We start from the raw sequence: 23,351 nt of genomic DNA on the forward strand, positions 1-23,351 counted from the left end.
CAGGCCTGCCGAGCTAAGCCGCCGCATCAAGGGGCCTGAATGACGGCTGTCGTATCGACCTCTCGACCAAGCATCGCCTCGCTGGAGGCGCCTCGGCTCGCGCATTATCTCGCGGTCGGGCTGATCGCCGGCGCCATCATCGCGCTGCAGATAGCTGTCATGCGGGTGTTCGCGGTTGGCAGCTGGTCGCATTTCGGTTCGCTGGTGGTCAGCCTCGCCATGCTCGGCTTCTCGCTGTCGAGCGTCGTCATCTTCGCCGGCAAGGACTGGTTCGACCGCCACTGGCAAGGCGCGGCCACAGGAGCCCTGCTGCTGATCGGCCCGCTCGCCGTCGGCACCAATCTGATTGCCCAGACGGTGCCGTTCAACGCCATCTTCCTGGTGTCCGATCCCGCGCAGAAATGGCGGCTGCTTGCCAATTTCCTGCTCTATCTCCTGCCGTTCCTGGCTGGCGCGTTCTTCCTCGGCATCGTCTTCCTGAAAAGCCGCACCGCCTTCGGCCGCGTCTATTTCGCCGACCTCACCGGGTCGGGGCTGGCCGGCCTCGTCGTGCTGGGGTCGCTCTATTTGTTTGCACCGGAAACCATCATCGTCGTGCCGCTGCTGCTCTGGGCCGCCGGCTCGATCCTGTGGTTTATCGCCTTCGGCGCCTGGAAGAGCGTTGTCGCCGGCGTTGTCGTGGCAGCGCTGTCGATTGCTGGCTATCTCATGCTGCCAGGCTGGCTCGGCATCTCCGACATCGCCGTGTCGCAGTACAAGGGCGTCGCCTATGCCCGCAATTTCCCGGATGGCAAGCGCATCTACCGCAGCGTCTCGCCGTTCGGCGATTTGCAGGTCTATGCCAGCTCCTACATGCATTTCGCGCCGGGCCTGAGCGACAATGCCGCCTTCGGCATGCCCGAGGTTCCGGCCAACACCTATGTCGGCATGTATCGCGACGGCGATGGGCCGGAAGGCATCATGCGCAATCTGGCGCCGGCCGAGCAGGTCTATTTCCGCTTTTTGCCGATGCACTACCCCTATGTCATCAAGGACAAGCCCAAGACCTTCGTCGTGCAGTTCGGCGGCGGCATTTCCACCCAGGCCGCGCTCAATGCCGGCTCGACCTCGGTGACCGTCGCCGAGAGCAATCCGATGACATTGCGGGCGTTCCGCGATCCGATCCTCAGGGATGTCACCGGCGATATCCTGGCCGAGCCGCGGCTCAAAGTGATCGACTATGACGGGCGCCTGTTCCTCGCCAACACGGCGGAGCGCTACGACGTCATCGATCTGAGCCTTGCAGACAGTGTCGGCCTGTCCAATCCGGGTGGCTTCGCCATCTCGGAGAAGTATGCCTACACGCATGAGGCGATGCTGAGCTACATGCACGCGCTGGCCGATGGCGGCGTGCTGTCGATCACCTTGTGGAACAAGGAAGAGCCGCCGAAATCGGTGCTGAAGCTCTATTCGACCATCGCCGAGGCAGCGAAAACTTTTGATCCGAAAGGTGCTGCCAACGACATCTTCGCCGTGTCGAGTTACCTCTCGACCACGACGGTGCTGTTCAAGCGCGGCGGCTTCACCGAGGCCGAAATCAAGACCTTGCGCGAATACACCAAGTCGATGTCGTGGGAGGAAGTCTATTATCCCGGCATGGCCTATGATGGCGCGGGCGCGCAAAAGGTGCTCGATGATTACCGCGCCTCGATCTTTGGCAGCGGACAAGATGCGACGTTGACCCAGCCCGCCGCCGATACGACCGCGCCGGCTGACCCGACCGCGCCGAACGGCGCCTGCGACCCCACAGCACCAGCAGATCCGACGCTGGACGCGTGTGCGGGCGCTGGTGGCGATGCTGGCCCGCAGGTGCTTCCGGCGACGGAAATGCAGCGCATGACATGGCACGCACTTTTGACCGGCGGTTGGCAAAAACTCGCCAGCGATTATGTCTTCGACACGCGTGCGCTGAGCAACGACCAGCCCTATTTCGCTGCCTATGTGAAGGTCGCCGACCTGCCGCGCACGCTCGACCGGCTCGACCTGTTCCAGGACGATTGGGGTTATCTGTTGATCTGGGCAACGCTCGGCATTGCCTGCATCACGGCGGCGTCGCTGGTGCTGCTGCCGGTGCTCTTCGGCTGGCGCATCGTGTTCTCGCGCTCGCGCGGCAAGCTCGGCACTATTCTTTACTTCGCTTGTCTCGGCCTCGGCTACATCATGGTTGAGGTCGGGCTGATCAGCCGCTTCACCGTGGCGCTCGCCAACCCGACGGTGTCGGCCTCGGTGCTGATCTCCTCGATGCTGGTGTTCTCCGGCCTCGGCAGCCTGTTTGCCGAGCGTATCTTCGACCGCGCGAGAACGCTGCTGCCGGTGGTGCTGCTGGCGGTCTGCGTGCTTCTGCTCGCCTATGGCTTCTACCTGTCGCCGGTGCTCGACTGGATCGGCGCCTATCCCTATGCCATCAGGCTGCTGCTCTGCTTCCTGCTGGTGTCGCCGCCGGCCTTCCTGATGGGCATGCCGATGGCCACCGCCATGACCTGGCTGGCGCGGCTCGGCAAGGAGCATCTGTTCGTCTGGGCCTGGGGCATCAATGGCTGCTTCTCCGTGATCGGCTCGGCCGCGGTGCCGATCGTCGCCACCAGCTTTGGGCTGAGCGCCGTGCTGCAATGGTCGGCAATCGCCTATCTCATCGCCATCCCGGCGTTCTTTGCCGTGCTGTTGCCGTCGAAGGCCCCTTCCATACGCCTGGTGCCAGCCTGATGCCGGACCGGCGCGCCTTCGTCGCCGGATTGCTGGCCACGGTGGCATATCCGGTGGCGAGTGAGGGGGCGCGCTTGCACAAGGCCGTATCGACCATCGTGCCGTTCAAGGCGTCGCCCTTTCCCTACCGGGGCAAGCTGCCCGACGGCTCCGCGCCGTTCCTCGACGTCACGGCGGCTGGTGGAAGGCGCGGCCACACCTCGCCGCGCGGCGGCATCTATTGGGAAGACGAGACCTATTCCGACCGCGGCACTTTGCTGGCGGTGCCGAAGAGTTTCGATCCGGCCAGGCCGGCGGTCATCGTCGTGTTCTTCCACGGCAATGGCGCGACCTTGCAGCGCGATGTGGTCGGCCGCCAGCGCGTCGTCGCGCAGGTCGAGGCGTCGGGCCTCAACGCCGTGCTGGCGGCGCCGCAATTCGCCAGCAATGCGCAGGATTCCAGCGCTGGCAATTTCTGGACGCCAGGCTATTTTGCGAAGTTCATGGCCGAGGCGGCGCAAGGCCTGGCCAAGCTGACCGACGCCAAGGCGGCAAAATTCGACGCCATGCCGGTGGTGCTGGTCGCCTATAGCGGCGGCTACAACCCGGCCGCCTTCGTGCTCAGGAACGGTGATATCGCCAGCCGCCTGCTCGGCGTCATCCTGCTCGACGCGGCGTTCGACGAGGCCGACATTTTTGCCAGCTGGATCGCGCACCACCGCAAGAGTTTCTTCGTCAGCGCCTACAGCAAATCCTCGGCTTCCGGCAATGCCGAGATCAGGCAGTTGCTGGCGGGCGAAGGGATCAACGCGAGCGCCGATCCGCCACGCCGCCTCGAAGCCGGGACGGTTGCCTTCCTTGCCTCGGATGCAGGCCACGATACGTTCGTCACACGGGCCTTCGTCGGCAATCCATTGCAGTGGCTGCTCGCCCGGCTGCACGGGTTCCCGCGCTAAGGTTCCCCGGCCATGCTTTTGACCACCATCGTCATCTCCCAGCTATTGGACCCGCTCAGGATCGTGCTGGTCGGGATCGCCTATTTCCTGTCCATGCGGGTCAAGCGGCCGGGCATGGGCTGGCTTGGATTGCTCGCGGCGATTGTCGTCATATAAGCCGGATTTCCGTTCGTGATATCAGGCCGATCCGGTGGCATCGCCTGGACGACCGCCGCGATCGGCGTGATATCGAACGCGCTGATAGCCGCCGTCGTGGCCGGGCTGCTGCGCGTCCAACGGCTGCTTTTCTAACCCATCGAGGCGCGCCTCATCACGGCAAGGCGCTATCGATGCCGGTACCCGCGGCCGCCACGAGTGCGGCTGCCACCGCCGCGGCGCGGCGCGCCTTCAGGCCGTCCTCGGGCCAGACGATGCGGCGCTTGATGGTCAGTGCCGGTACCTCGCCTCCGATCTCGACGAGATGGCCTGCGTCAAGATGGCGGCGCAACACGAGTTCGCTGGCCAGCAACGCGCCCATTCCGGCGATCGCCGCTTGCGCCGCGACGATGGTCAATCCGAAGCGCGGACCCTGGTCGATGTCCTTCCTCTGCCGCGCTGCCGCGATGAACCAGTCCCGCCAGGCGGGGTAGACATCGTCGCCCATCGTCGGGTCGATGTGCAGCAGCGGCATCCTGTCCATCACTTCGGCTCCGTCCGGCTCGGTGTGACCCTTGACCAGCGCCGGCGCGCAAGCTGGAATCACCCGCTCGGTGAAGAGGTCGAGCGCGGCGATGTGCGATGCCGCACCTTTGCGGTAGCTGATCGCAAGATCGACGCCTTCCTCCGCCATCGCCTCGAGCGCGACGGATGCGACAATACGGACCTCAAGCCGTCCGAGCGCTGGTCGTACCATCGCAAGGCGCGGTGCCAGCCAGAGCGAAGCGAAGGACGGATCGGCCGAGATGGTAAAAGTCTCCGCCCGCCGTTCGAAGCGCAGCCGCCGCATGCCGGAGGCAAGCGCGTCGAAGCCGCGGTCGATGTCGGGCAAGGCCGCCTCGGCGGCCCGGGTCAAGACAATGCCGTTGCCTTCGCGCCGCACCAGCTTGACGCCGAGCCGTTCCTCCAGCTGCCGGATCTGGTGGCCGATGGCGCCGGGCGTCACGCCGAGTTCCTCGGCGGCGTGCGTCAGGCTGCCGGCCCTGGCGGCAGCCACCAGCGCTCGCAAGCCGGAAAGCGGCAAATCCCTTAGCACCATGTTTTGAATTTATCTCAAAACTCTGGGAAGGGAACTCGTTTGAGTTGGGATTCTTCTCTGCCTAGGTTGGTCGAAGAAATTCAACCGCCGGGGGACATCAGATGCTCGACACGCCAAGGCACCAGCAAAGACATGCCGTCGCACCGATCCGTGCCATGCAGGGAGAAGGCGCACGAATTGCCGTCGAGTTGGCGGACGGTCGCTCGGCAAAACTCTCGACGCGCTGGCTACGGCTCGCCTGCGAGTGCCAGGAATGCGGCGACACCGCCTCGGGCAAGAGGTGGCTGACGCCGGCCGATGTCGGCAAGGAAGTCCACGCCGAGAGCTTCGATGTCTCCGTGCCCGGGCAGGTCACTGTCATTTGGCAGGATGGGCATGTGTCGCGCTACGACGCGGCCTTCCTGGCGAGCCATGCCGGCGGTTCCGGCCCAGACCGGTTCCAGCCGCAATTGTGGCACAGCGACCTCTCCGCGAGGCTTGGCCGTTTTGCTTTCGATGCGGTGGTCGCGGATGACGAAGCGCTTTTCCAATCACTGCGGGCGTTGAGGGACCATGGCATCGCCATGTTGACCGGCATCCCAGCCGAGACGGAAGCAACGGCGCGGGTTGCCGGCCGCTACGGGCCGATCCGCGAGACCAGCTACGGCAAGGTCTTCGATCTCATCTCGCGGCCGGATGCGCGGGTGGCGGGCGAGACGGCGCGGGCGCAGATACCGCACACGGACGAGCCGTTCCGTTATGCGCCGCCGGGCTTCATCTTCTTCCACGCTATCCGCACGGGCGCGGGCACCGGCGGCACCTCGCTGATGGTCGACGGCTTTCATGTCGCCGAGCTGATGCGGAGGCGCACGCCCGATCTGTTCGAGCTTTTGACGCGGCACGGCGTCACCTTCCACCGCGAGCATTCGGGCGAGGTGTTCTTCAGCGCCGAGGCGCATGTCATCAGCCTCGATGCCGCGGGTGCGGTTACCGGCATCCGCTACAATGACCGTTGCCTGGCGCCGCAATGGGCTCCCCTGGATCGGATCGACGGCCTGATCGAGGCGCTGGCTGAACTGACACGGCTGATCCGCGATCCGCAAAACCAGTTCCGGCATCAGTTGCAGCCCGGCGAAGTGCTGGTCTTCGACAATCAGCGCGTCCTGCACGGCCGCAGCGCCTTCGACCCGACGCTTGCCGTGCGGCATCTCAGAAGCTGCAACATTGACCGCGACGGCGTGCACAGCGCCTTTCGGTCACTGGCGCGCCGGTTCGTGCCGGAAGAGGCGGAGGCGGTGTTGTATCAGGGGGCGATTTTCTGAGGGCACACAGGACTGGAGTTCCTCTGCGCTGGTCGACCCCACTCCGTCTCGGCTTCGCCGAGCCACCTCTCCCCCGATCGACGGGGTAGAGGAAAGGCGCCGAGCTTTTTGCCGTCAACGCTTTTCCAATGAGGCTCCCTTCCTTTCCCTCCGGAGGGGGGAAAGGTGGCGCTGCGAAGCAGCGACGGATTGGGGGAACCACGTGGCAATCAAGCCTCGGGCCGCTCAGTCACGCCAGTCACAGAAGATGTGTGCGTGGCGCAGCCACTTTGCGGGGGCGAGGAACCCAAGTTCCGTTAAGCCGTCAGTTAAACCACAGCGCAAACGTCAAAAACCCGCCGCCGCCGAACTCGCGCTGGATCTGGTCGAAATCGTCGCTGGTCAGGATCTTGCCCGTTTCGAGATAGGGTGCGATCCCCGGGCCGGTGATCGACAGCACCAGGTCAAACGGCTTCGGCTCGTCGAAGAAGCGCTTCATGTTGATGCCTTTGCCGGTGATGCGGAAGTGCGGGAGCAGCACGCGGCCTTCGAGGAGATCCTCGGCCATGGTCAAGGTGGCGAGCCAGGCCTGCACCTGTTCCTCGCCGACTTCGAGGCCGGTGAGCGGGTTCTCGCCCTTCTGTTGCGGGCCGGGCAGCCATTCGCGGTCATTGTCGGTCTCGGCGCGGATCGCCTTCCAGTCCTCGCGCGACAGCCGGATCATGTCGAGCAATTCCAGGCGCGCCGCCTTACGGCGCTCCGGCTCGACCACCGGCCAGTTGATCAGATGCACCATCGAGATGAAATCGGCGATGCGCCATTCCGAGGAGAAGATGTTCGAGCCCATCTCGCTCGGCGGCGGCACGAGAATGTCCTGCAACGGCAGTTTGGCGCGGGGAAACAGCATGTGGAAGGAGCCGTCGAAGGTGCTCCTGAAATCATGCGCCAGCCAGAAATCGGCCTGCGCCATCAGGAACTCGGCGTAGCCCTGCAGCCAGTAGCCGTCGGCGCGGTCGAAGCGGAAGGTCAGCGCGGGTGAGGCGTCGCCCTGCGAGAGGCCGCCGCGCGACAGTGCGGCCATGATCGCCGCCATGCTTTCATCCGGCGCGATGATGCCGTCCTCGTTGAGGTCGATGCCGACATGGGTGAGGTCGATGACCATACCGATATCGGCATCGGCCGGCACCGAGCCCAGCGTGGTGGCGGATTTTTCCAGCCGGTCGCGGAAGGCGACCAGGATGGCGCGGAACTCTTCGTAAGTCAGCGGCTCGGGGTTGGGATTGGGCGGCACCGGCAACTGCATCAGCGGCAACATGAAGGATTGCGGGCTCTCGAAACCATGCCGGTGCAGGCCGCTGGCCAGCAACTCCAGTGCGGTGAAAAATTCACCGGCGCCAGCGGCATAGGCCGATGCCGGGTCTTTTGGCGCGGCTGCCTCCAGCGTCGAGAGAGCGCTGTTGCGCGCGGCCACGGTCTTGGCCTCGAAGAGAGCGGTTGCCCCTTCGGGCGTGGCGGCGCTGGCGGAAGAGGCGCTGGCGGAAGAGGCACTGGCGGGAGATAGGGGCAGAAGCACAATGAAGGCGGATGCCAGCAGGCTTGCTATTCGGGTCATCATCTTCCTCCCATGCATTTGTCGTTGGCGACCATATACGAATGTCGGTCTATGCGCTTCAACCCGCCCAGCGGACAGTCTAAACAAGGCAAACGATTGGGCATTGCGTGTCGAACTATCCGCTTTCCTACAAACTGTCCTGGCTGCCACGTTTCCTGAAGCCGTCGCTCGGCGGCGATAGCAGCGGTTTCGCCCCGATGGCAGAGACGTTGATGGATCCGCCGCCAAAGCGGACGGTGCGGCTGGCCTTCGTCGGCGACATCTCGGCGGTGGCCAATCGCCGTGCGCCGGACTGCGACCCGGCGATCAAGGCGCTGCTTGGCAGCGCCGATCTGGTGATCGGCAATTGCGAAAGCCCTGTGGTGGACAGGCCAAGTGCCGTGCTCGGTACGAAGCTCGGCACGCATCATGCGATGAGCGAGCGGTTTCTGGTCGAGGCGCTGGCGGCGGTCGGTATCGTGCATGAAAGATTGGTGCTGTCGCTGGCCAACAATCATGTCCTCGACCAGGGCGTTGCCGGTTTCGACGAGACGGTGGCGGCACTGAAGCGGCTCGGCATCCGTACCATTGGCCTGGTTGCGGGTGGTCCGGTGCAGCCGGCCAAGGTCGGGCCGCTGCGTGTCGGCTTGGCCGCCTTCACGCTTTGGCGCAATGCCGATGCGGATCTGTTCGCGGGCCGTGTGTCGACGGATAGCGATGCAGAGCGCTGGCCGCGCGGTCTCGATCTTCTCTGCGCGGTGCCGCATTGGGACTGGGAATTCCGGCACTTTCCGCGCGCCGGGACGCGGGCGCTGGCGAGGCGGCTGGCCGGGCAGGGTGTCGGGCTGATCGCCGGCCATCATGCCCATGTCGTGCAGCCGGTGGAGCGGATCGGCGGGACGGTCGTTGCCTATGGGCTCGGCGATTTCCTCGGCACGGCGCTTGCCCGCCAGCCATGGCCCGGGCGCATTGGCGGGATTTTCGTTGCTGATGTGAGTGCTGATGCCGAGACGCGTGGGGTTGTTGCGTCTTACCGGCTGTATGCGTTCGTGCGGCTGCGGGACGGGGATCATGAACGGTTGGCGCCGGTGGAGGGGTTGGAGGGCCGAATGCACGAGAAGGTGGTGGGGCGGCTAGGCGCGTTTTTCCCTTCTCCCCTTGTGGGAGAAGGTGGATCGGCGCGATAGCGCCGAGACGGTTGAGGGGTGTTCCAGCGGAGTGAGGCGTTGGTGTTCCCTGGAGCACCCGTCATCCGTCGCCTTCGGCGACACCTTCTCCCACAAGGGGAGAAGGGTAGGTCGCACTTGTTGCTCTGGCTGGCGACTTTCCCATAGATGCAGCTATCATGAGCCGGTCGAGGCAGCAGGGGGGTAGCGGTGGAAACAGCGGATTTCATGCCAAGCGAGACGATCATCGCCGGCATCCGGAAAGCCATCGAGGCCTATGAGGCGGCGAGGGCTTCGACATTGCGGCAGGTGCGCTGGCGGGTGCCGCTGTTCGTCGGGCTGGTGCTGGTGGTCGTGGCGCTGATCGCCTGGCTGTTCAACAAGGTCGCCGATCCCCACGAGCAATGGTTCTCGACGCCACATGTGTTCCTCTACATCATCGGTTTCGTGACGGCGATCCTGCTTTATTTCCGGGCGATCCGGCCGGCGACGCGGCTGCAGCAATCGTTTCGCGACACGCTGATGCCGATCATCTTCAGCTTCATCGGGGACATGCGCTACCAGCACGATGTGACGCCGCATTCCTTCGACCGGTTGCCGCGCGAGACGGTCGGTGGCGCCAGCATGAGCCGCTTCGACGATATCATATCGGGACGCTATGACGGGTTTGCGTTCGAACTCTACGAAGCTGACCTTTGGGATGGGGCGTCGACCAAAACCAAGGCGACAACCTTCAAGGGCGTCATCGTCGCTTTCGAGGCTGTCGAGCCGTTCCCGGGAATATTGGTGGCGACGCGGCGTACCAATGCGGTCATGGGTTTCTTCCGCGGGATGTTCGCCAGCAAAATGCAGGAACTGTCATCCGGCGTGCCCGAACTTGATGCAGCCTATGAATTCCGCACCGACAATGTCGAGGCGGCGCGGCCGCTGGTGACGGGCCGCCTGGCGCAGGCCTTGAAATGGCTCGGCGAAACATGGCCGGACGATCCCGCCCGCGTCGCGCTCAATGGCGGCGACGGTTTCCTGCTGTTGCCGCAGGCCAGGAATTTCTTCGAGCTGCCGGATATTTCGGTGCCGCTCGACTACACCAGGCATATTGCACCGATGATCTCGGACATGGGGGCGATGCTGGCGACGGCCGCGCTGGTGCGCAAGATCGGGGCCAAGGACGGATAGTCGATGCTCTCCCGCGCCGATCCATGAAACAAAACTTGTTCCGCTGGAAAATCAGCAGGCTGTTTCGTGATGCCGGCTGATGCGGATTGCGGCAGCGGCGTGGTGGTTGGTGTCGCCCGCCGCAATCCAGTTAAGCGACTCATTTCATGGAATGAAGTGCGCACATCACGGAAGCTGAAACGCCTGGATGTCATAGCGGTCGCAAGCAATGTGTCAGAATTAAGCCTATGATTTCCTTTGCAAAAATTCACTCAACGTGATTTGCGGCCAGCGGGCTTTCCCGCCCAGTGTCGGCTCGTCCGGTGCTGTTGTTGCCCAAGGCGACGGCCCGGAAAACCGAAACAGCACGGAGTGCATCCGATGAAAAGAACCCTCGTAACCACCGTCGCTCTGCTCGCCTTCCTCGGCACGGCCTATGCCGCTTCCGTTCAGGGCACCATCCAGGCGGTCGATCCGACGACCAAGTCGATTACGCTCGACGACGGCAAGATCTACCAGCTGTCGCCGGAAGCGAATGTCGGCAAACTGAAGGTCGGCGCCAAGGTGGCGGTGACCGTCGATGACAAGACCGGCATGGTGACGTCGATCAAGAAGGCTTCGTAGAGGCCGCCAGCGTTCAAGCGCCTCCCTTCTCCCCGTCACTATATTCGGGGAGAAGGTGCCGGAACGCCGTTCCGACAGCGCCCCTCTGGTTTTTGCCAATGCGCCACGCTATCCCTTGGCCAACGGGGGATATCCATGGCCGAGGACCAAAAAGGCTTTCGCCTGTCGCGGCGGCTGGTGCTCGGCGCGGCGGTGGTCGGCGGCGCGGTGCTGTGGGGCGGTACCACAGTAGCGCGGCTGGCGCGCGGCCCGTCGGGGCCAAAGAACGCCGGGCGCATCGCCGACATAGACGGCATCGCCCTGCCGCTGAAGCCCCTCGCCAGCCCGCCGGCCTTTGACCCCTCGCTGCCCTGGCTGGCCAAGGGCGGCGACATCAACGATGCCAGCGGCCTGTCGCGGACGCCTGTCTACGGTGTCGTCGAGGTCAGCGAGGAGGACCACATCGCCAGGGCGCTGGTTTTTGCCCGCGCCAACGGCTTGAAAGTGTCGCTGGCCGCCATCCGCCATTCGATGGGTGGGCATGCCTTCGACGACAATGCGCTGGTGCTCGATCTCAGGAAATTCAACAGGGTCAGCGTCGACGCGGCGACCAGGACCATGACGCTGCAGCCGGGCGCGCGCTGGCACGACATCCAGAACGTGCTGCATCCGCGCTTCGCCGTGAAGGCGATGCAGTCGACCGACATTTTTTCGGTCGGCGGCTCGCTGTCGGTCAACGCGCATGGCATGGACCATCAGGCGGGCTCGGTGGCGGGCTCGATCCGCTCGATGCGGGTGATGCTGGCCGATGGCTCGGTGACGATCTGCTCGCCAGCCGAAAACACCGACCTGTTTCGCCATGTCGTCGGCGGCTACGGCCTGTTCGGCGTGGTGCTGGAAGCGACGCTCGATATCGTCGACAACGCCGTCTACCGCACCTCGCGCGAAATCATCAAATCCGACGATTTCCCGAAATTCTTTGCCGAGGTGCTGGAGCCGAACAAGGATATCGGCCTGTTCTACGGCCATCTGTCGACAGCGCCGGGCAATTTCCTCGAGGACATGATCGTCTACCGCTACGACAAGGTGGCCGACCAGCCGCCGGCCGATCAGCCAGAAATCGGCGAACCGGAGGGCGTCGGGCTGAAGCGGGTGATCATCAATCTGGCGAAATGGGGCAGCTTTTTCCAGGAGCTGAAATGGTTCACCGAAAAGACGCTGGAGCCGAAATTCGAAAGCTGCACGGTGCCGCGCACCGCAGCCATGGCGCAAGGCGAGGCGTGCCTCGTCACCCGCAACAATCCGATGCACGATTCTGTGCCGTATCTGTTCAACGACCTGACTGACGAGACCGACATCCTGCACGAATATTTTATTCCGCGCGCAGCGTATAATCCCTTCATCACGCAAGCTCGCGAGATCCTGCGCAACCAGACGCTGCCGGTGCTCAACGCCTCGGTGCGCATCGTCCACAAGGAGGATGTGGCGCTCACCTACGCGCCGGAGCCGGCCTATTCGCTGGTGCTCTACATCAACCAGCCGACCGATGCCGACGGCGATGCGAGGATGCGGGCGCTGACAAGGGCGCTGATCGACGTCACGATCAAGCATGGCGGGCGCTTCTTCCTGCCCTACCAGCTGCATTACACGGGCAAGGAGCTGCTGGCCTCCTATCCCGAACTGCCGGCCTTCCTGGCGGCAAAACGGCACTATGACCCGACGGAACTGTTTTCCTCGACCTTCTACCGTGCCATCAAGGCGCTGAGCGAGGTGGCGTAGACGTCAGGAGAATAGTCAATGCGGATGGCATCAGCGACGGCACTTATCCTTCTTGCGCTGTGCGCTGGGCCGGCCGGAGCCGAGGATCTCAAGGCCTTCAGGCTGACCATCGACGGCGTTTCCGTCGAAATCGATCCCGGCGAGAGCGCTGATGTGACGCTGCCCGGCGGCAAGCAGAGCAAGGTGACGCTCGAGCGCAACGACTTCGCCACCTTTTCCGGCGGCAGCTTCTCCTTCGTCCATCCGAGCGGCATTTCAGTGACCAAGACCGATCTTGGCGAAAACATCACGCAATATCTGATGGCATCGGCGCTGGGTACGATCGTCGTCGTGCAGGAATATGGCAAGATGAACCCGGTGTCGCTCAACCAGCTGATGCTGCAGGAGATGACCAAGGAATCGGTGCAGGCCGGTGCGGAACTGACGCAGCAGCCGACGACGCGCAAGCTCGCCGATGGCAAGGAATTGACCGGCATCAGCGCTGACGTGAAGACGCGCACCGATGCCGCGCATTTCGAGATCGTCGGCTACGGCCTTGCCGATCAGGGCCTGCTGTTCATCACGCGTGTTGCTGCCGGCGAGGGCGAAGCCACCGAACAGCCGCTGATCGACAAGTTCTGGGAGAGCCTGAAGCTGAAGATGTAGGGGGAGCCATTTGTTTTGACGCAATTCCGGACGGAAAACCGCTTCACACTTTTCCTGGAATTGCTCTACAGCTTGCTCGGCACCAGGCCGGCCAGCCAGTTTACCGAACGCTTTGCCGCGTCGGCAGTCGCGGAAGCGGCGCGGCCGAGATCGGTCTTGACCACGGCATAGCCGTTCTTGGTGCGATAGAGCACGCCGGTTCCGCCATCGACGACCTGCTCATAGGCGACGGGCCGGGCAGCGTCCGCTTCGACCGCCGTTGTCGGCGAGCCGACCGGGATGCTCGGCCGATGGCTCAGTTCCGGCGGCAGCGGGCTTTCTGTCCTGACGACCCTGCTGGCCGGCTTCAGCTCCGGGCCGGATGCGATCGCGGCCAGGTGCGAGGATGACGACGAGCCCTTGGTGCGGCAGATGCCGGACACCAGCGGATAGTCAAAATTGCGCTGGTGCAGGATCTGGCTTTTCATCGCGGCTTCGCATTCGGCGATCGTCGACCACTTGGCTGGCGTCTCACCGATATATTCGCACAGCTTGGCGTCGCAGTCGCAGCCGACAATGGTCATGGCGACAAGGGCGGTCTTGATCACGGTCTTGTCCCTTCGAGATGCCCCCCGGCAAACTCAGCCATTTCCATCGCGCGCGAACAAGGCGGGATTTGGCCGCGATTGTGAAATGACCGTGGCGGAGCGCTTGAGATGGCCGATCTTTGGCGGGCGTGGCTGAAAGGCCTCAATAGTCGTAGACGTGTTCGAGCTTTGCGCCTGCCTTCATCAGCGATGGCAGCACCAGATGCAGCTTGCGCACGGCCACGACCATGCCGGTGCGGCGCGTCGAGGGGTCGGCCGGCAAGGGATAGCTGAACAGGATGCGCATGCCTTCGGGTATGGCGATCGAGTCGGTCGACAGCATGGTGACCATGATCTCGTCATTGCCGCCGATCTCGACGAAGGAGACGCCCTTGTCGATCAGGCGCGGGATCATGTCGGTGAACACCTGATAGCGCTTGGTGACGAAGATGGTGCCCTCAGTGCCATAATCGCGTTCCAGCAAGGTGTCCGGCTCATTGCGGGTGGCCTCGCCGACCGGGCCCTTGGCCCAGACATGGATATCGAGGAGGGCCGGGTCGGAGGTAGCGGCGAGCGCGTTCTTGATCAGGTCGGCATAGCCCTGCTTGATGGTGTCGGCGAGACCGAAGGCGAGCTTGCGCTCTCTGGTGCGGATGGAGCTGTCTCCCGGCGCCTGCTGCACGGCAAACAGGCCGGCGCGCTTTTCGGCATAGGGGAACTGGTACCATGGCACCTGGTCGAGAAAGCCTGCATAGTCTGCCGCCACCTTGGCCTGGTAGATGTCGGCGGCGGTGCGCTTGGTCGCGGTTGCCTCGGTGATGCGGCCGATCGTGTTCTCATAGGCCCATTGCAGGATGTGCTCGATCGAGTGGCTGGTGCCGATGATGACCAGCATCTGGTGGTTGGCATAGTTGAACTTGTAGGGAGAGCTGGCGCGGATCACCGTCGCGTAATCCTGCCAGAAGCGGCCGACATAGGACCAGTAGGGAAAGCCGCTCGGCTGGTCCTTGGCGACGAAGCCGGCATATTCGCGTGCGGCGTAGACGATCGCCCATTCGGGATAGGTGAGGAAGGTCGACTCCTCCGGCCGCTGATAGCCGGGGATCTCGGCGCGCACCTTGTCGGCCAGCGCCTTGGGTGGCGCGCCGTCGGCGATGCCGAGCAGCGGCGTCTTGTCGAGCGACGGCGTGGTCAGGAAGCCGTAGCTCAGCCCGGCGATCGGGATGAGGATGATGATGACGATCAGCCAGACGATCGTCTTGATGAGGCGCTTCAACCAGCGGAACAGGAACATGGCCGGTCAGGCCGTGGCGAAGCGGTCGTAGATGCGCTTCGAAAGCCAGAAGCCGACATAGACGGCGAAGCCGCCAATGACGATGTGCGGCAGGTTGGCGAAGAAGCGGGCCGGGAATTCGATGTCGTTGAGGGAGCGGAAGCCGTTGATGAAGATGCCGGCATCGAGACAGCCGGAGCCGGTGATCAGCCCAAGCACGCCGTCGAACAGATAGACCGAGCCGAACAGCTTGAAATAGAACACCGCCTGGCGATGCGAGATGAAGGCGGCGGCCAGCGCCCAGACGCCGGAGAAGGCGTGCAGCAGGTCGTCGTACCATTGCAGCGAGAACAAGCCGAACAGATTGCCATTGGCGTCGTTGAAGGCCGGTATATAGCCGATGGCGACAACGCCGAAGAACAGGAAGGCATAGGCCACGGCAAGCTTCTGGATGAGCGTCATGAAGTATCCCCCTTCAAAGAGCCCATTTGCAAACGCTACTCTCCCGGCCGCCTGACGCGGTTTTCTGCGCTTCCGATGCTCACGGACCCAAAGGTCCGCTGCGCTTCGGTTCTCGAAAGCCACGCCATCCGACTCGGCAGAGCGCGTTTTCAAACGGGCTCTGGCCAAGTGATAGTAAACGTTTTTGGCGCTTGGTGAAGCGGCGCGATCAAGATCGCCGGCAAGGACATGACAGGGATGAAACGACAGTCGGCGCCGGGATTTCTCCCAGCGCCTCCCTGTCAGATCAGGACACGGTCGCGGCAGCAACTTCCGTAAAGTCGTCGCGCCATGCCGGCCTTGATTTTGACGGTCCTGCCAGCCACCACCCAAAGGCAGCGTCCGTTCCAGACCACGCTGGTCTTGGCCCTTGCGGGCTTTGCCCTGCGTGCCATCGAAGGTTTTTGCCGTCCTTCATGGCAGCATCGGTCCGCCGTCGGCGTTGGCACGCTTTCCGCGGCCCCGTAGGTCTCGGCTACCGTCCCTCGAACAGGCAAGCCTGCTCTCGCTTCGGGCCGTACGGGCCTCAGGAAATCCGCCTTTCACTTCGCCTTTCGGCTTGATGATTGGTAGCCGCCTGAGATGGCTTAAACTTACGCCGGGTAAGCGTCTTGGGGAATGGCCGTGAGCCTGTGGATAGCGGGATTATCGGGGATCGTTCGCCGCAAGCCTGGGAATTCGAGTGCCGGCTGCTTTAGACAGCTCGCCCGCTTTTCAACACTCGAACCGACAGCGCCCCTTGCTCCGCCGGTGAGCGCGAGGTTGAATGCCCGCAAAGGATCGGGCCTGAATGTCCGGCGCGGGAGGACGGGTATTTGAAAGTCGGGGTGGTACTCAATCCGATTGCCGGTGGCGGCCGGCTGAAACGGCATTGGCCCGAGGTTGCCGCCTCGCTGAAAAAGCATTTTGGCGATTTCGAGCTGCGCGAGACGCAAGCCGAGGGCGATGCCGAACGGCTGGCCATCGACCTCGCCGTCAGCGGCTTCGACCTGGTGATCGCCGCCGGCGGTGACGGCACGGCGAGCGAGGTGGCCGACGGCCTGCTGCAGGCATCCGAAGAGAGCGGTAAGACGACCGAGCTTGGCCTGCTGCCATGCGGCACGGGTATCGATTTCGCGCGTGGCCTCGGCCTGCCGAAGGAGGTGGACGCAACCCTGCAGCAGATTGCCCGCGCCAAGCCCCGCAAGGTCGATGCCGGGCGCATCTGCTACATCGACGACCATGGCGCGCTGGCCAGCCGTCACTTCATCAACATTGCCAGCCTCGGCCTCTCAGGTGCGACGGACCGCGCGGTCAATGCCGACAAGCGCAAGGGCAAGATGTCGGCCAAGGCGCTGTTCCTGTGGCGCACCGTGGTCGAGTTCATCCGCTACCGCTTCCAGGACGTGCGGATCACCGTCGATGACGGCGCTCCGGTCGAGGCGCGCGTGGCACTGGTGGCGGTGGCCAACGGCAAATTCTTCGGCGGCGGCATGATGATCGCGCCGGATGCCGAACTCAATGACGGGCAGTTCGACATCGTCATCCTGCGCGCGGCGGGCAAGCTGAAACTGATCTGGGACATCCGCCTGCTCTATGGCGGCCGCCACCGCAACCATCCGGCGATCACCATATTGCGCGGCAAGAAAGTGGTTGTCGAACCGCTCGGCGATGTCGAGAAGAACGGCGCACTGGTCGACATAGACGGCGAGTCGCCCGGGCGCATACCGGCGACCTTCGAGATCCTTCCCGGCGCGCTGACGCTGAGATATTGAATGAAGCGGCTGCGGGATTGATTCAGGTCTTTCCGAAACTGAATCCGGCTATCAATACAAGCAGTTGAAATTAATTTGTTTTCCGGTCTCTGGTCAGATTTGAAGCTTGGCCGGGAAACCAGGCGCGCGAAGCTCCGTGCCGACGGCGTCCTCCAGCAACTTGACGATCTGGGTCGACCAGGCATCGCCGCCATATTCCAGCCTGCCGACCTCGAAAATCTCTTTGACGAGTGGCGCCAGCTGGAGCGGTAGGCGGGAATCCCTGGCCAAGCTCAATGCGAAGCCGAGATCCTTCAGCGCCAGATCCATGGTGAAGCCGATGTCGTAGGAGCCGTTCAGGATGAGCTGGCTCTCGGTCTCGTGCACGAAGCTGTTGCCCGAGGAAGCGACGATGGCGTGGTAGGCCTGAGCGAGGTCGAGCCCGCCTTGCTTTGCCAGCATCAATGCCTCGCCGGCGGCGACGAGATGGATGAAGGCCAGCATGTTGGTGATCACCTTGATCACCGCCGCCGAACCGATCGGCCCCATCAGAAACGACTTCGCGCACATCGCTTCGATCGCCGGTCGATGGCGTTCGTAGAGGGCGGCATCGCCGCCGACCAGCGCGGTGATTTTGCCGACCGCGGCCAGATGCACGCCGCCGGTGACAGGGCACTCCAATGTCTCGACGCCTCTGGCCGAGGCGAGGCCCGCGAGGCGGATGATCTCGTCGCGGCCATTGGTCGACATCTCGATCCAGGTGCCGCCCTTGGACAGGCCCTCCAGCAGTCCGCCTGGGCCGGCCAGAACGGCTTCGCTGACCTTTGGCGAAGGCAAGCAGGTTATGGCATTGCCACTGCTGCCAGAGGCCTCGGCGGGGCTTGCCGCTGCCGTTGCGCCAAGCGCAACGAGGCGTGCGACGGCGGCGGGGTCGCGGTCAAACACAGTGACCGCGAAACCATTGCGGACCAGGCTGGCGGCAAGGTTGCCGCCGAGATGGCCGAGGCCGATGAAGGCGTAGCGTTCGCTCACGGCATCAACGGTGTCTGCATCATCTGCAAATGCAAATCCTTGCCCGTGTAGGGATGCGCATCGCAGACTGCTTCGTTGAGCTCGACGCCCAGCCCTGGCTCCTTCGAGGGGATGACATTGCCGTCCTGCCATTCGATCTTTTTCTTCAGGAGCGTGGCGTGGAATCCATCCCACTGCTTCAGCGATTCCAGGATCAGGAAGTTGGGCAGCGTCGCCGCCAGCTGAATGTTGGCGGCGCCGACGATCGGCCCGCAATAGCAATGCGGCGCGATCTGGATGTGATAGGCCTCGGCCATGGCGGCGATCTTCTTCGTCTCCAGAATGCCGCCGGAGCGACCGAGGTCCGGCTGCAGGATGGTCGCGGCGCGGTTCTCGATGACGCGGGCGAATTCGAACTTGGTCGTCAGCCGCTCGCCGGTGGCGATCGGGATCGAGGTGCCCCGCGCCACCTGCGCCATCACTTCGGGCATGTCGGGCGGCACCGGCTCCTCGAACCATAAGGGATCATAGGGCTCGATGGCACGCGCCATGCGCAGCGCGCCCGATGCGGTGAACTGGCCGTGCGTGCCGAACAATATGTCGGCGCGGGTGCCGACCGCTTCGCGGATCGCCTTGACCATGCGGGCGGAGAGATCGATGTCGACGAGGCGCGGCTGGTGGCCGTCGAAGGCTGTGTAGGGGCCGGCCGGGTCAAGCTTGACCGCATTGAAACCCTGCTCGACATATTCGAGCGCGCAAGCGGCGGCAAGGTCGGGGTCGTTGTAGACATTCTTGCCGCGCACATCCTCAGAATGGACGCTGCCGGTGTGCGGGTAGAGGTAGGTGTAAGAGCGCAGCGTCTCATGCACCTGGCCGCCGAGCAGCTTGTAGACTGGTTTGTTGGCTTCCTTGCCGACGATATCCCAGCAGGCCATTTCGAGCGCCGAGAAACAGCCCATGCCGGTCACATCAGGCCGCTGGGTGAAGCCGGAGGAATAGGCGCGGCGGAAGAAGGTCTCGATGTCGTGCGGATCGTGGCCCACGAGATAACGCTCGGCCATGTCCTCGACCAGCTTGGCCGTGATGTGGGCGGAAAAGGTGGCGTTGTAGGCCTCGCCATAGCCGACCACGCCGCCATCGGTGGTCAGCTTGACGAAGATGAAATACTTGCCGCCTATGCCGGGCGGCGGATTGCCGACAACCCAGGTCTTGACGTCGGTGATCTTCATTTTTGGTCCTCCAGAACCAGTTCGGCGCCCTTCCATCCGGTCATGATGGAGGCTGCATTGGTGTTGCCGGTGATGTTGTCGGGGAAGATCGAGGCGTCGATGACGCGCAAGCCTTCAAGCCCATGCACCTTGAGACGCGGATCGACGACGGAGCGCTGGGGATCCGGCCCCATGCGGCACGTCGAAACCGGGTGATAGACGGTGCCCGAGCGTTTCCTGAAATCGGTGATCAGGTCGGCGTCCGATTGGATCGAAGGACCGGGCAGGACCTCTTCCGCAATGATCTCGGCCATGGCCGGCATCGAGGCTATCTTGCGCACGAACTTCACCGCCGCCAGCATCTCCTCGACATCGGCATTGGTCGAATACGCGTTGGCGGTGATTTTCGGATAGTCCAGCGGATTCTTGGAGCGGATCATGATCTCGCCGCGGCTCGACGGGCGGCAGTTGGACAGGCCGATGGAGAAGCCCGGCCAGGGGTCTGGCGTCAGGATAGGCCGCTCGCCACTCTTCGGGATGACAGTCGAGAAGGCCTGGAAATAAAGCTGCATGTTGGGGCGGGTCGCCGTTGGATCGGTGCGGAAGAAGCCACCGCCATGGTTCATCGACAGCGACAGCGGGCCGGAGCGGGTGAGGATGTACTGCATGCCGACGAGCAGCTTGCCCCACCAGGGGCGCAGGATCTGGTTGAGCGTCGGCACCTTGCCCTTGAACGTGTAGTTAATGCCGACATGGTCCTGCAGATTGGCGCCGACATTCTCGTTGGCGTGGACGACCGGTATGCCGAGACCGCCGAGCAGCGCCGACGGACCGATACCGGACAATTGCAGCAATTGCGGCGAGTTGATCGAACCGCTGGACAGGATGACCTCGCGGACGGCGCGCGCCGTCCTGGTCTCGCCGTTCTGCAGATACTCGACGCCGACCGCGCGTTTCCCTTCGAACAGGATGCGGGTCGCCAGCGCATTGGTCTCGACGCGGACATTGGCGCGCTTCATCGCCGGGCGCAGGAAAGCGCGGGCGGCGGACATGCGGCGGCCGTTTTTGGTCGAAATCTGGTAGGTGCCGACGCCTTCCTGGGTAGCGCCATTGAAATCGGGGTTGAGTGGCAGGCCGGCCTGCTGGCCGGCGGCGAGATAGCGCTTGGTCAGAGGGTGGACGGCGTTGGCCGTGCCGCTGACGTGCAGCGGGCCACCGGTGCCGCGCCATGTGTCGGCGCCGGTCTCATTGTCCTCGAGCGCCTTGAAGGCCGGCAACAGATCGTCATAGCCCCAGCCTGGATTGCCGGCGGCCCGCCAGTCGTCGAAATCCTCGCGCGCGCCGCGGATCCAGACCATGGCGTTGATCGAGCTCGACCCGCCAAGCAGCTTGCCGCGCGGCCAGTGGTCGGCATTGCCGCCGAGACCGGGGTCCGGCTCGGCCTTGTAGTTCCAGTTGACCGCCGGGTCGAAGAAGGTCTTGCCGTAGCCGAGCGGCATCTGCACGTAGAAGCGGCGGTCCGTGCCGCCGGCCTCGAGCACCAGCACAGAGAACCGGCCCGAAGCCGACAATTTGTCGGCAAGCACCGAGCCGGCCGAGCCGGAGCCGACGATGATAAAGTCGTAAGTCTGCATGATGGTACGGGCGGCTCCTGAAATCCGGTCGCAGCCTAGACGCGACCGGTTCGCCGCGTCGCCGCGCCTTCCGGCATGCGTTGTGAAAAATGCGACCGCAATGCCGGGTCGAGTTGTGGGGAATCCCGACAATCGTGCTTGATATGCATGGGGTCGACAGCTTATGCGATTGCATCAACCAATCTGCGGAAGGCAGGAAATTCATATGCGAACCCTGTCGGATGCGTTCATTCCCGAGTTGCCGGGCCACTACAAAGGCAAGGTCCGCGAAAATTACGATTTGGCCGACGGGCGGCGCATCATCATCGCCACCGACCGTCTCAGCGCCTTCGACATCATCCTGACCTCGATCCCGTTCAAGGGAGAGATACTCACACAGACGGCGCGCTACTGGTTCGAGGAAACCGCCGATATCTGTCCGAACCATGTGCTCGAATACCCCGACCCCAACGTCGTCGTCGGCACAAGGCTGGACATCCTGCCGGTCGAGATCGTCGTGCGCGGCTATCTGGCGGGGACCACCAGCACCTCGATCCTGACCCGCTATCGTCGTGGCGAACGCGACATGTATGGCATGCGCCTGCCGGACGGCCTGCGCGACAATGAGAAGCTGGCCGAGGCCGTCATCACACCGACGAGCAAGGCCGCGGATGGCGCCCATGACGAGCCGCTGTCCAGGGCCGAGATCATCGAGCAAGGTCTGCTCACCCAGGCGCAGTGGGATACGGTCTCGGACTACGCTTTGAAACTGTTCGCCCGAGGCCAGGCGCGCGCCGCCGAGCGCGGCCTGATCCTCGCCGACACCAAATACGAATTCGGCACCGACAAGAACGGGACGATCATCCTGGCCGATGAAATCCACACGCCCGACAGCAGCCGGTACTGGATCGCGGCGAGTTACGATCAGGCCCTGGTCAACGGCACGCGGCCGGAGAGCTTCGACAAGGATTTCATCCGCTCGTGGGTGACGGCGCGCTGCGATCCCTACAAGGACCCGATCCCGAAGATTCCGGACGAAATCGTCGAACAGGCCTCCGGGATTTATGCCCAGGCTTATGAAGCGATTACGGGCAAGGCATTCGTGCCGGATGTTTCCGGAGATACCGTTCTCGATCGCATCCGCTCGAACCTTGCGCGCTACTTTTGACGGTGGCGCGACACTAGAGTCGTCGTTCAATCAACAAGCTGGCCGCTTTCGTCGGTGACCGACAATGTGGCGCATTGCGCAAGAAAATGAGCATCCAGCAGCTGCTCGATGACAGTGGCGACGCGGCGCACTTTTCTCTTCGAGCGAATAGGGATGACGAGCCGGGATGCAACACGGTCAACGTCATCAAGCGAAAGCGATGCAAGCTCCTTCGATCGCAAGGCGCGATAAAGGTCCTCGGCGAATATCCAGATCTTGAAATTGAGATCAAGGTCGTCTGGCGTCGTCTCGAAATCGATGAGGATGCGGCGTGCCACCTGAACTCTCCATAACGGTCGCAGCGCGTTGACCATTCGTCGTGCGACCGGTAGGCAATCTCACTAGGTTAGCCCAGATTGGCAAGGAGTCGTCTCAATGGTGCAATACGCTGAAGGACGGCCGATCGGCGATCTGACGCTGCGCACGCTGGCCATGCCTTCGGACGCCAATGCGGCCGGTGATATCTTTGGCGGCTGGGTGATGGCGCAGATGGATTTGGCCTGCGGCATCCGCGCCGCCGAGCGCGCCAGGGGCCGCGTGGTGACGGCGGCGGTCAAGGAGATGTCCTTCGCCAAGGCGATGAAGATCGGCGACACGCTGTGCATCTACACCCATGTCGAACGCGTCGGCCGCACCTCGATGACGCTCAAGGTCGAAGCTTGGGCGCAGCGCTATCTCTCGGACCTTATGGAAAAGGTCACCCACGCCGATTTCGTCATGGTGGCACTGGACGGCGATGGCAAGCCGAAGGCCGTTCCGGCCGAAAGCTGACCGATCCCTCGTTCTCCTAATGTAGCGCAATTGTAACATCACCCGTGCGGGCGATGCGTTTGGCGACATCCTTTGGTTGCCTCCACATCCGATTGTGCCGGCGCTGGGGAAGAAACAATGCGTCAACACATGCTGAACGGCTGGCTCGTGGCAGCCCTTATCGCTCTGGTCTGTCTGCTCGGCGTAACCGCTTATGCCGCGGTCAAGGACGACCTTCCGCGCACCGCTTGCCTGCATATCAACAAAAGCGTCAGGAAGCCCGCCGCGACATGCGCGCCCTGCAGCCCGGCGCCTTGCGAAAGCATGGCGTCGAGAGCCTGACTGGTTGCCTTTGGCAT

Annotated in this window: 22 protein-coding genes; 12 read left to right on the forward strand and 10 right to left on the reverse strand. The window is 63.4% G+C overall.

Features of this window, described 5'->3' with window-relative positions:
• The first annotated feature begins 39 nt into the window (after positions 1-39).
• Genes A3A9_RS0109445 through A3A9_RS45690 form a run of 3 tightly spaced genes read left to right on the forward strand, consistent with a single transcriptional unit; the run spans position 40 to position 3,833 of the window.
• Positions 40-2,742, forward strand: a complete 2,703-nt coding sequence (locus tag A3A9_RS0109445) for a hypothetical protein (protein WP_027058566.1) — start codon at positions 40-42, stop codon at positions 2,740-2,742.
• Positions 2,742-3,677, forward strand: a complete 936-nt coding sequence (locus A3A9_RS0109450; RefSeq protein ID WP_027058567.1) for a hypothetical protein — start codon at positions 2,742-2,744, stop codon at positions 3,675-3,677. Before A3A9_RS0109445 ends, A3A9_RS0109450 begins: the two co-directional genes overlap by 1 nt.
• A gap of 12 nt (positions 3,678-3,689) precedes the next feature.
• Positions 3,690-3,833 (forward strand): hypothetical protein, encoded by a 144-nt coding sequence (locus A3A9_RS45690; RefSeq protein WP_245279002.1) that lies wholly within the window; start codon positions 3,690-3,692, stop codon positions 3,831-3,833.
• A 154-nt stretch (positions 3,834-3,987) separates the two neighbouring features.
• Here A3A9_RS45690 and A3A9_RS38525 read toward each other — a convergent pair whose 3' ends face one another.
• Entirely contained in the window at positions 3,988-4,911 is a 924-nt protein-coding gene (locus tag A3A9_RS38525) for a LysR substrate-binding domain-containing protein (RefSeq protein ID WP_051370836.1), read from the reverse strand.
• A gap of 101 nt (positions 4,912-5,012) precedes the next feature.
• Here A3A9_RS38525 and A3A9_RS0109465 point away from each other — a divergent pair, with 101 nt between their 5' ends.
• The gene (locus tag A3A9_RS0109465; protein WP_027058568.1) at positions 5,013-6,212 is read left to right on the forward strand and encodes a clavaminate synthase family protein; all 1,200 of its coding nucleotides are present in this window, start codon (positions 5,013-5,015) and stop codon (positions 6,210-6,212) included.
• Positions 6,213-6,516: 304 nt separating this feature from the next.
• Here the strand turns inward: A3A9_RS0109465 and A3A9_RS0109470 are convergent, their stop codons facing one another.
• Entirely contained in the window at positions 6,517-7,803 is a 1,287-nt protein-coding gene (locus A3A9_RS0109470; RefSeq protein WP_027058569.1) for a hypothetical protein, read from the reverse strand.
• Between the two features lie 107 nt (positions 7,804-7,910).
• Here A3A9_RS0109470 and A3A9_RS0109475 point away from each other — a divergent pair, with 107 nt between their 5' ends.
• From A3A9_RS0109475 to A3A9_RS0109495, 5 genes are all read left to right on the forward strand, one after another.
• Positions 7,911-8,969: a CapA family protein gene (locus A3A9_RS0109475; protein WP_027058570.1), complete on the forward strand. Its 1,059-nt coding sequence runs from the start codon at positions 7,911-7,913 to the stop codon at positions 8,967-8,969.
• A gap of 207 nt (positions 8,970-9,176) precedes the next feature.
• Positions 9,177-10,124 (forward strand): DUF3137 domain-containing protein, encoded by a 948-nt coding sequence (locus A3A9_RS0109480; protein ID WP_051370861.1) that lies wholly within the window; start codon positions 9,177-9,179, stop codon positions 10,122-10,124.
• A 360-nt stretch (positions 10,125-10,484) separates the two neighbouring features.
• Positions 10,485-10,727: a DUF1344 domain-containing protein gene (locus A3A9_RS0109485; protein WP_027058572.1), complete on the forward strand. Its 243-nt coding sequence runs from the start codon at positions 10,485-10,487 to the stop codon at positions 10,725-10,727.
• Positions 10,728-10,862: 135 nt separating this feature from the next.
• Positions 10,863-12,485: an FAD-binding oxidoreductase gene (locus tag A3A9_RS0109490; protein ID WP_027058573.1), complete on the forward strand. Its 1,623-nt coding sequence runs from the start codon at positions 10,863-10,865 to the stop codon at positions 12,483-12,485.
• An 18-nt stretch (positions 12,486-12,503) separates the two neighbouring features.
• Complete coding sequence (locus A3A9_RS0109495; RefSeq protein ID WP_027058574.1) at positions 12,504-13,130, forward strand: hypothetical protein; 627 nt, start codon at positions 12,504-12,506, stop codon at positions 13,128-13,130.
• Positions 13,131-13,195: 65 nt separating this feature from the next.
• On the opposite strand, the gene A3A9_RS0109500 is transcribed toward A3A9_RS0109495, so the two are convergent.
• The 3 genes from A3A9_RS0109500 to A3A9_RS0109510 form a co-directional block, all read right to left on the reverse strand.
• Positions 13,196-13,717: a hypothetical protein gene (locus tag A3A9_RS0109500; protein ID WP_027058575.1), complete on the reverse strand. Its 522-nt coding sequence runs from the start codon at positions 13,715-13,717 to the stop codon at positions 13,196-13,198.
• Between the two features lie 142 nt (positions 13,718-13,859).
• Positions 13,860-14,990, reverse strand: a complete 1,131-nt coding sequence (locus tag A3A9_RS0109505; RefSeq protein WP_027058576.1) for a hypothetical protein — start codon at positions 14,988-14,990, stop codon at positions 13,860-13,862.
• Between the two features lie 6 nt (positions 14,991-14,996).
• Positions 14,997-15,431 (reverse strand): hypothetical protein, encoded by a 435-nt coding sequence (locus A3A9_RS0109510; RefSeq protein WP_027058577.1) that lies wholly within the window; start codon positions 15,429-15,431, stop codon positions 14,997-14,999.
• 854 nt (positions 15,432-16,285) lie between these two features.
• On the opposite strand from A3A9_RS0109510, the gene A3A9_RS0109520 reads away from it, so the two are divergent.
• The gene (locus A3A9_RS0109520) at positions 16,286-17,224 is read left to right on the forward strand and encodes a diacylglycerol/lipid kinase family protein (RefSeq protein ID WP_027058578.1); all 939 of its coding nucleotides are present in this window, start codon (positions 16,286-16,288) and stop codon (positions 17,222-17,224) included.
• 93 nt (positions 17,225-17,317) lie between these two features.
• On the opposite strand, the gene A3A9_RS0109525 is transcribed toward A3A9_RS0109520, so the two are convergent.
• The 3 genes from A3A9_RS0109525 to A3A9_RS0109535 are packed head-to-tail and all read right to left on the reverse strand — an operon-like array spanning position 17,318 to position 21,056.
• Positions 17,318-18,235 carry an NAD(P)-dependent oxidoreductase gene (locus A3A9_RS0109525; RefSeq protein WP_027058579.1) on the reverse strand — a complete coding sequence of 306 codons (918 nt, stop codon included), beginning with the start codon at positions 18,233-18,235 and terminating at the stop codon, positions 17,318-17,320.
• Positions 18,232-19,443: a mandelate racemase/muconate lactonizing enzyme family protein gene (locus tag A3A9_RS0109530; protein ID WP_027058580.1), complete on the reverse strand. Its 1,212-nt coding sequence runs from the start codon at positions 19,441-19,443 to the stop codon at positions 18,232-18,234. Before A3A9_RS0109530 ends, A3A9_RS0109525 begins: the two co-directional genes overlap by 4 nt.
• A complete protein-coding gene (locus tag A3A9_RS0109535) occupies positions 19,440-21,056 on the reverse strand; it encodes a GMC family oxidoreductase (protein ID WP_027058581.1) in 1,617 nt (538 codons plus the stop codon). The genes A3A9_RS0109530 and A3A9_RS0109535 overlap by 4 nt, the downstream gene beginning before the upstream one ends.
• Positions 21,057-21,261: 205 nt before the next feature.
• Between A3A9_RS0109535 and A3A9_RS0109540 the strand changes: the two genes are divergently transcribed.
• A complete protein-coding gene (locus A3A9_RS0109540) occupies positions 21,262-22,203 on the forward strand; it encodes a phosphoribosylaminoimidazolesuccinocarboxamide synthase (RefSeq protein ID WP_027058582.1) in 942 nt (313 codons plus the stop codon).
• A gap of 26 nt (positions 22,204-22,229) precedes the next feature.
• Here the strand turns inward: A3A9_RS0109540 and A3A9_RS0109545 are convergent, their stop codons facing one another.
• Positions 22,230-22,556, reverse strand: a complete 327-nt coding sequence (locus A3A9_RS0109545) for a hypothetical protein (RefSeq protein WP_033838444.1) — start codon at positions 22,554-22,556, stop codon at positions 22,230-22,232.
• A 61-nt stretch (positions 22,557-22,617) separates the two neighbouring features.
• Between A3A9_RS0109545 and A3A9_RS0109550 the strand changes: the two genes are divergently transcribed.
• A complete protein-coding gene (locus A3A9_RS0109550; RefSeq protein ID WP_027058584.1) occupies positions 22,618-23,013 on the forward strand; it encodes an acyl-CoA thioesterase in 396 nt (131 codons plus the stop codon).
• 191 nt (positions 23,014-23,204) lie between these two features.
• Here the strand turns inward: A3A9_RS0109550 and A3A9_RS44785 are convergent, their stop codons facing one another.
• Positions 23,205-23,351 carry a hypothetical protein gene (locus A3A9_RS44785; protein WP_161634488.1) on the reverse strand — a complete coding sequence of 49 codons (147 nt, stop codon included), beginning with the start codon at positions 23,349-23,351 and terminating at the stop codon, positions 23,205-23,207.

Origin of the sequence: Mesorhizobium loti CJ3sym, from assembly GCF_000472785.1 — a bacterium.
Lineage (GTDB): Bacteria > Pseudomonadota > Alphaproteobacteria > Rhizobiales > Rhizobiaceae > Mesorhizobium > Mesorhizobium loti_E.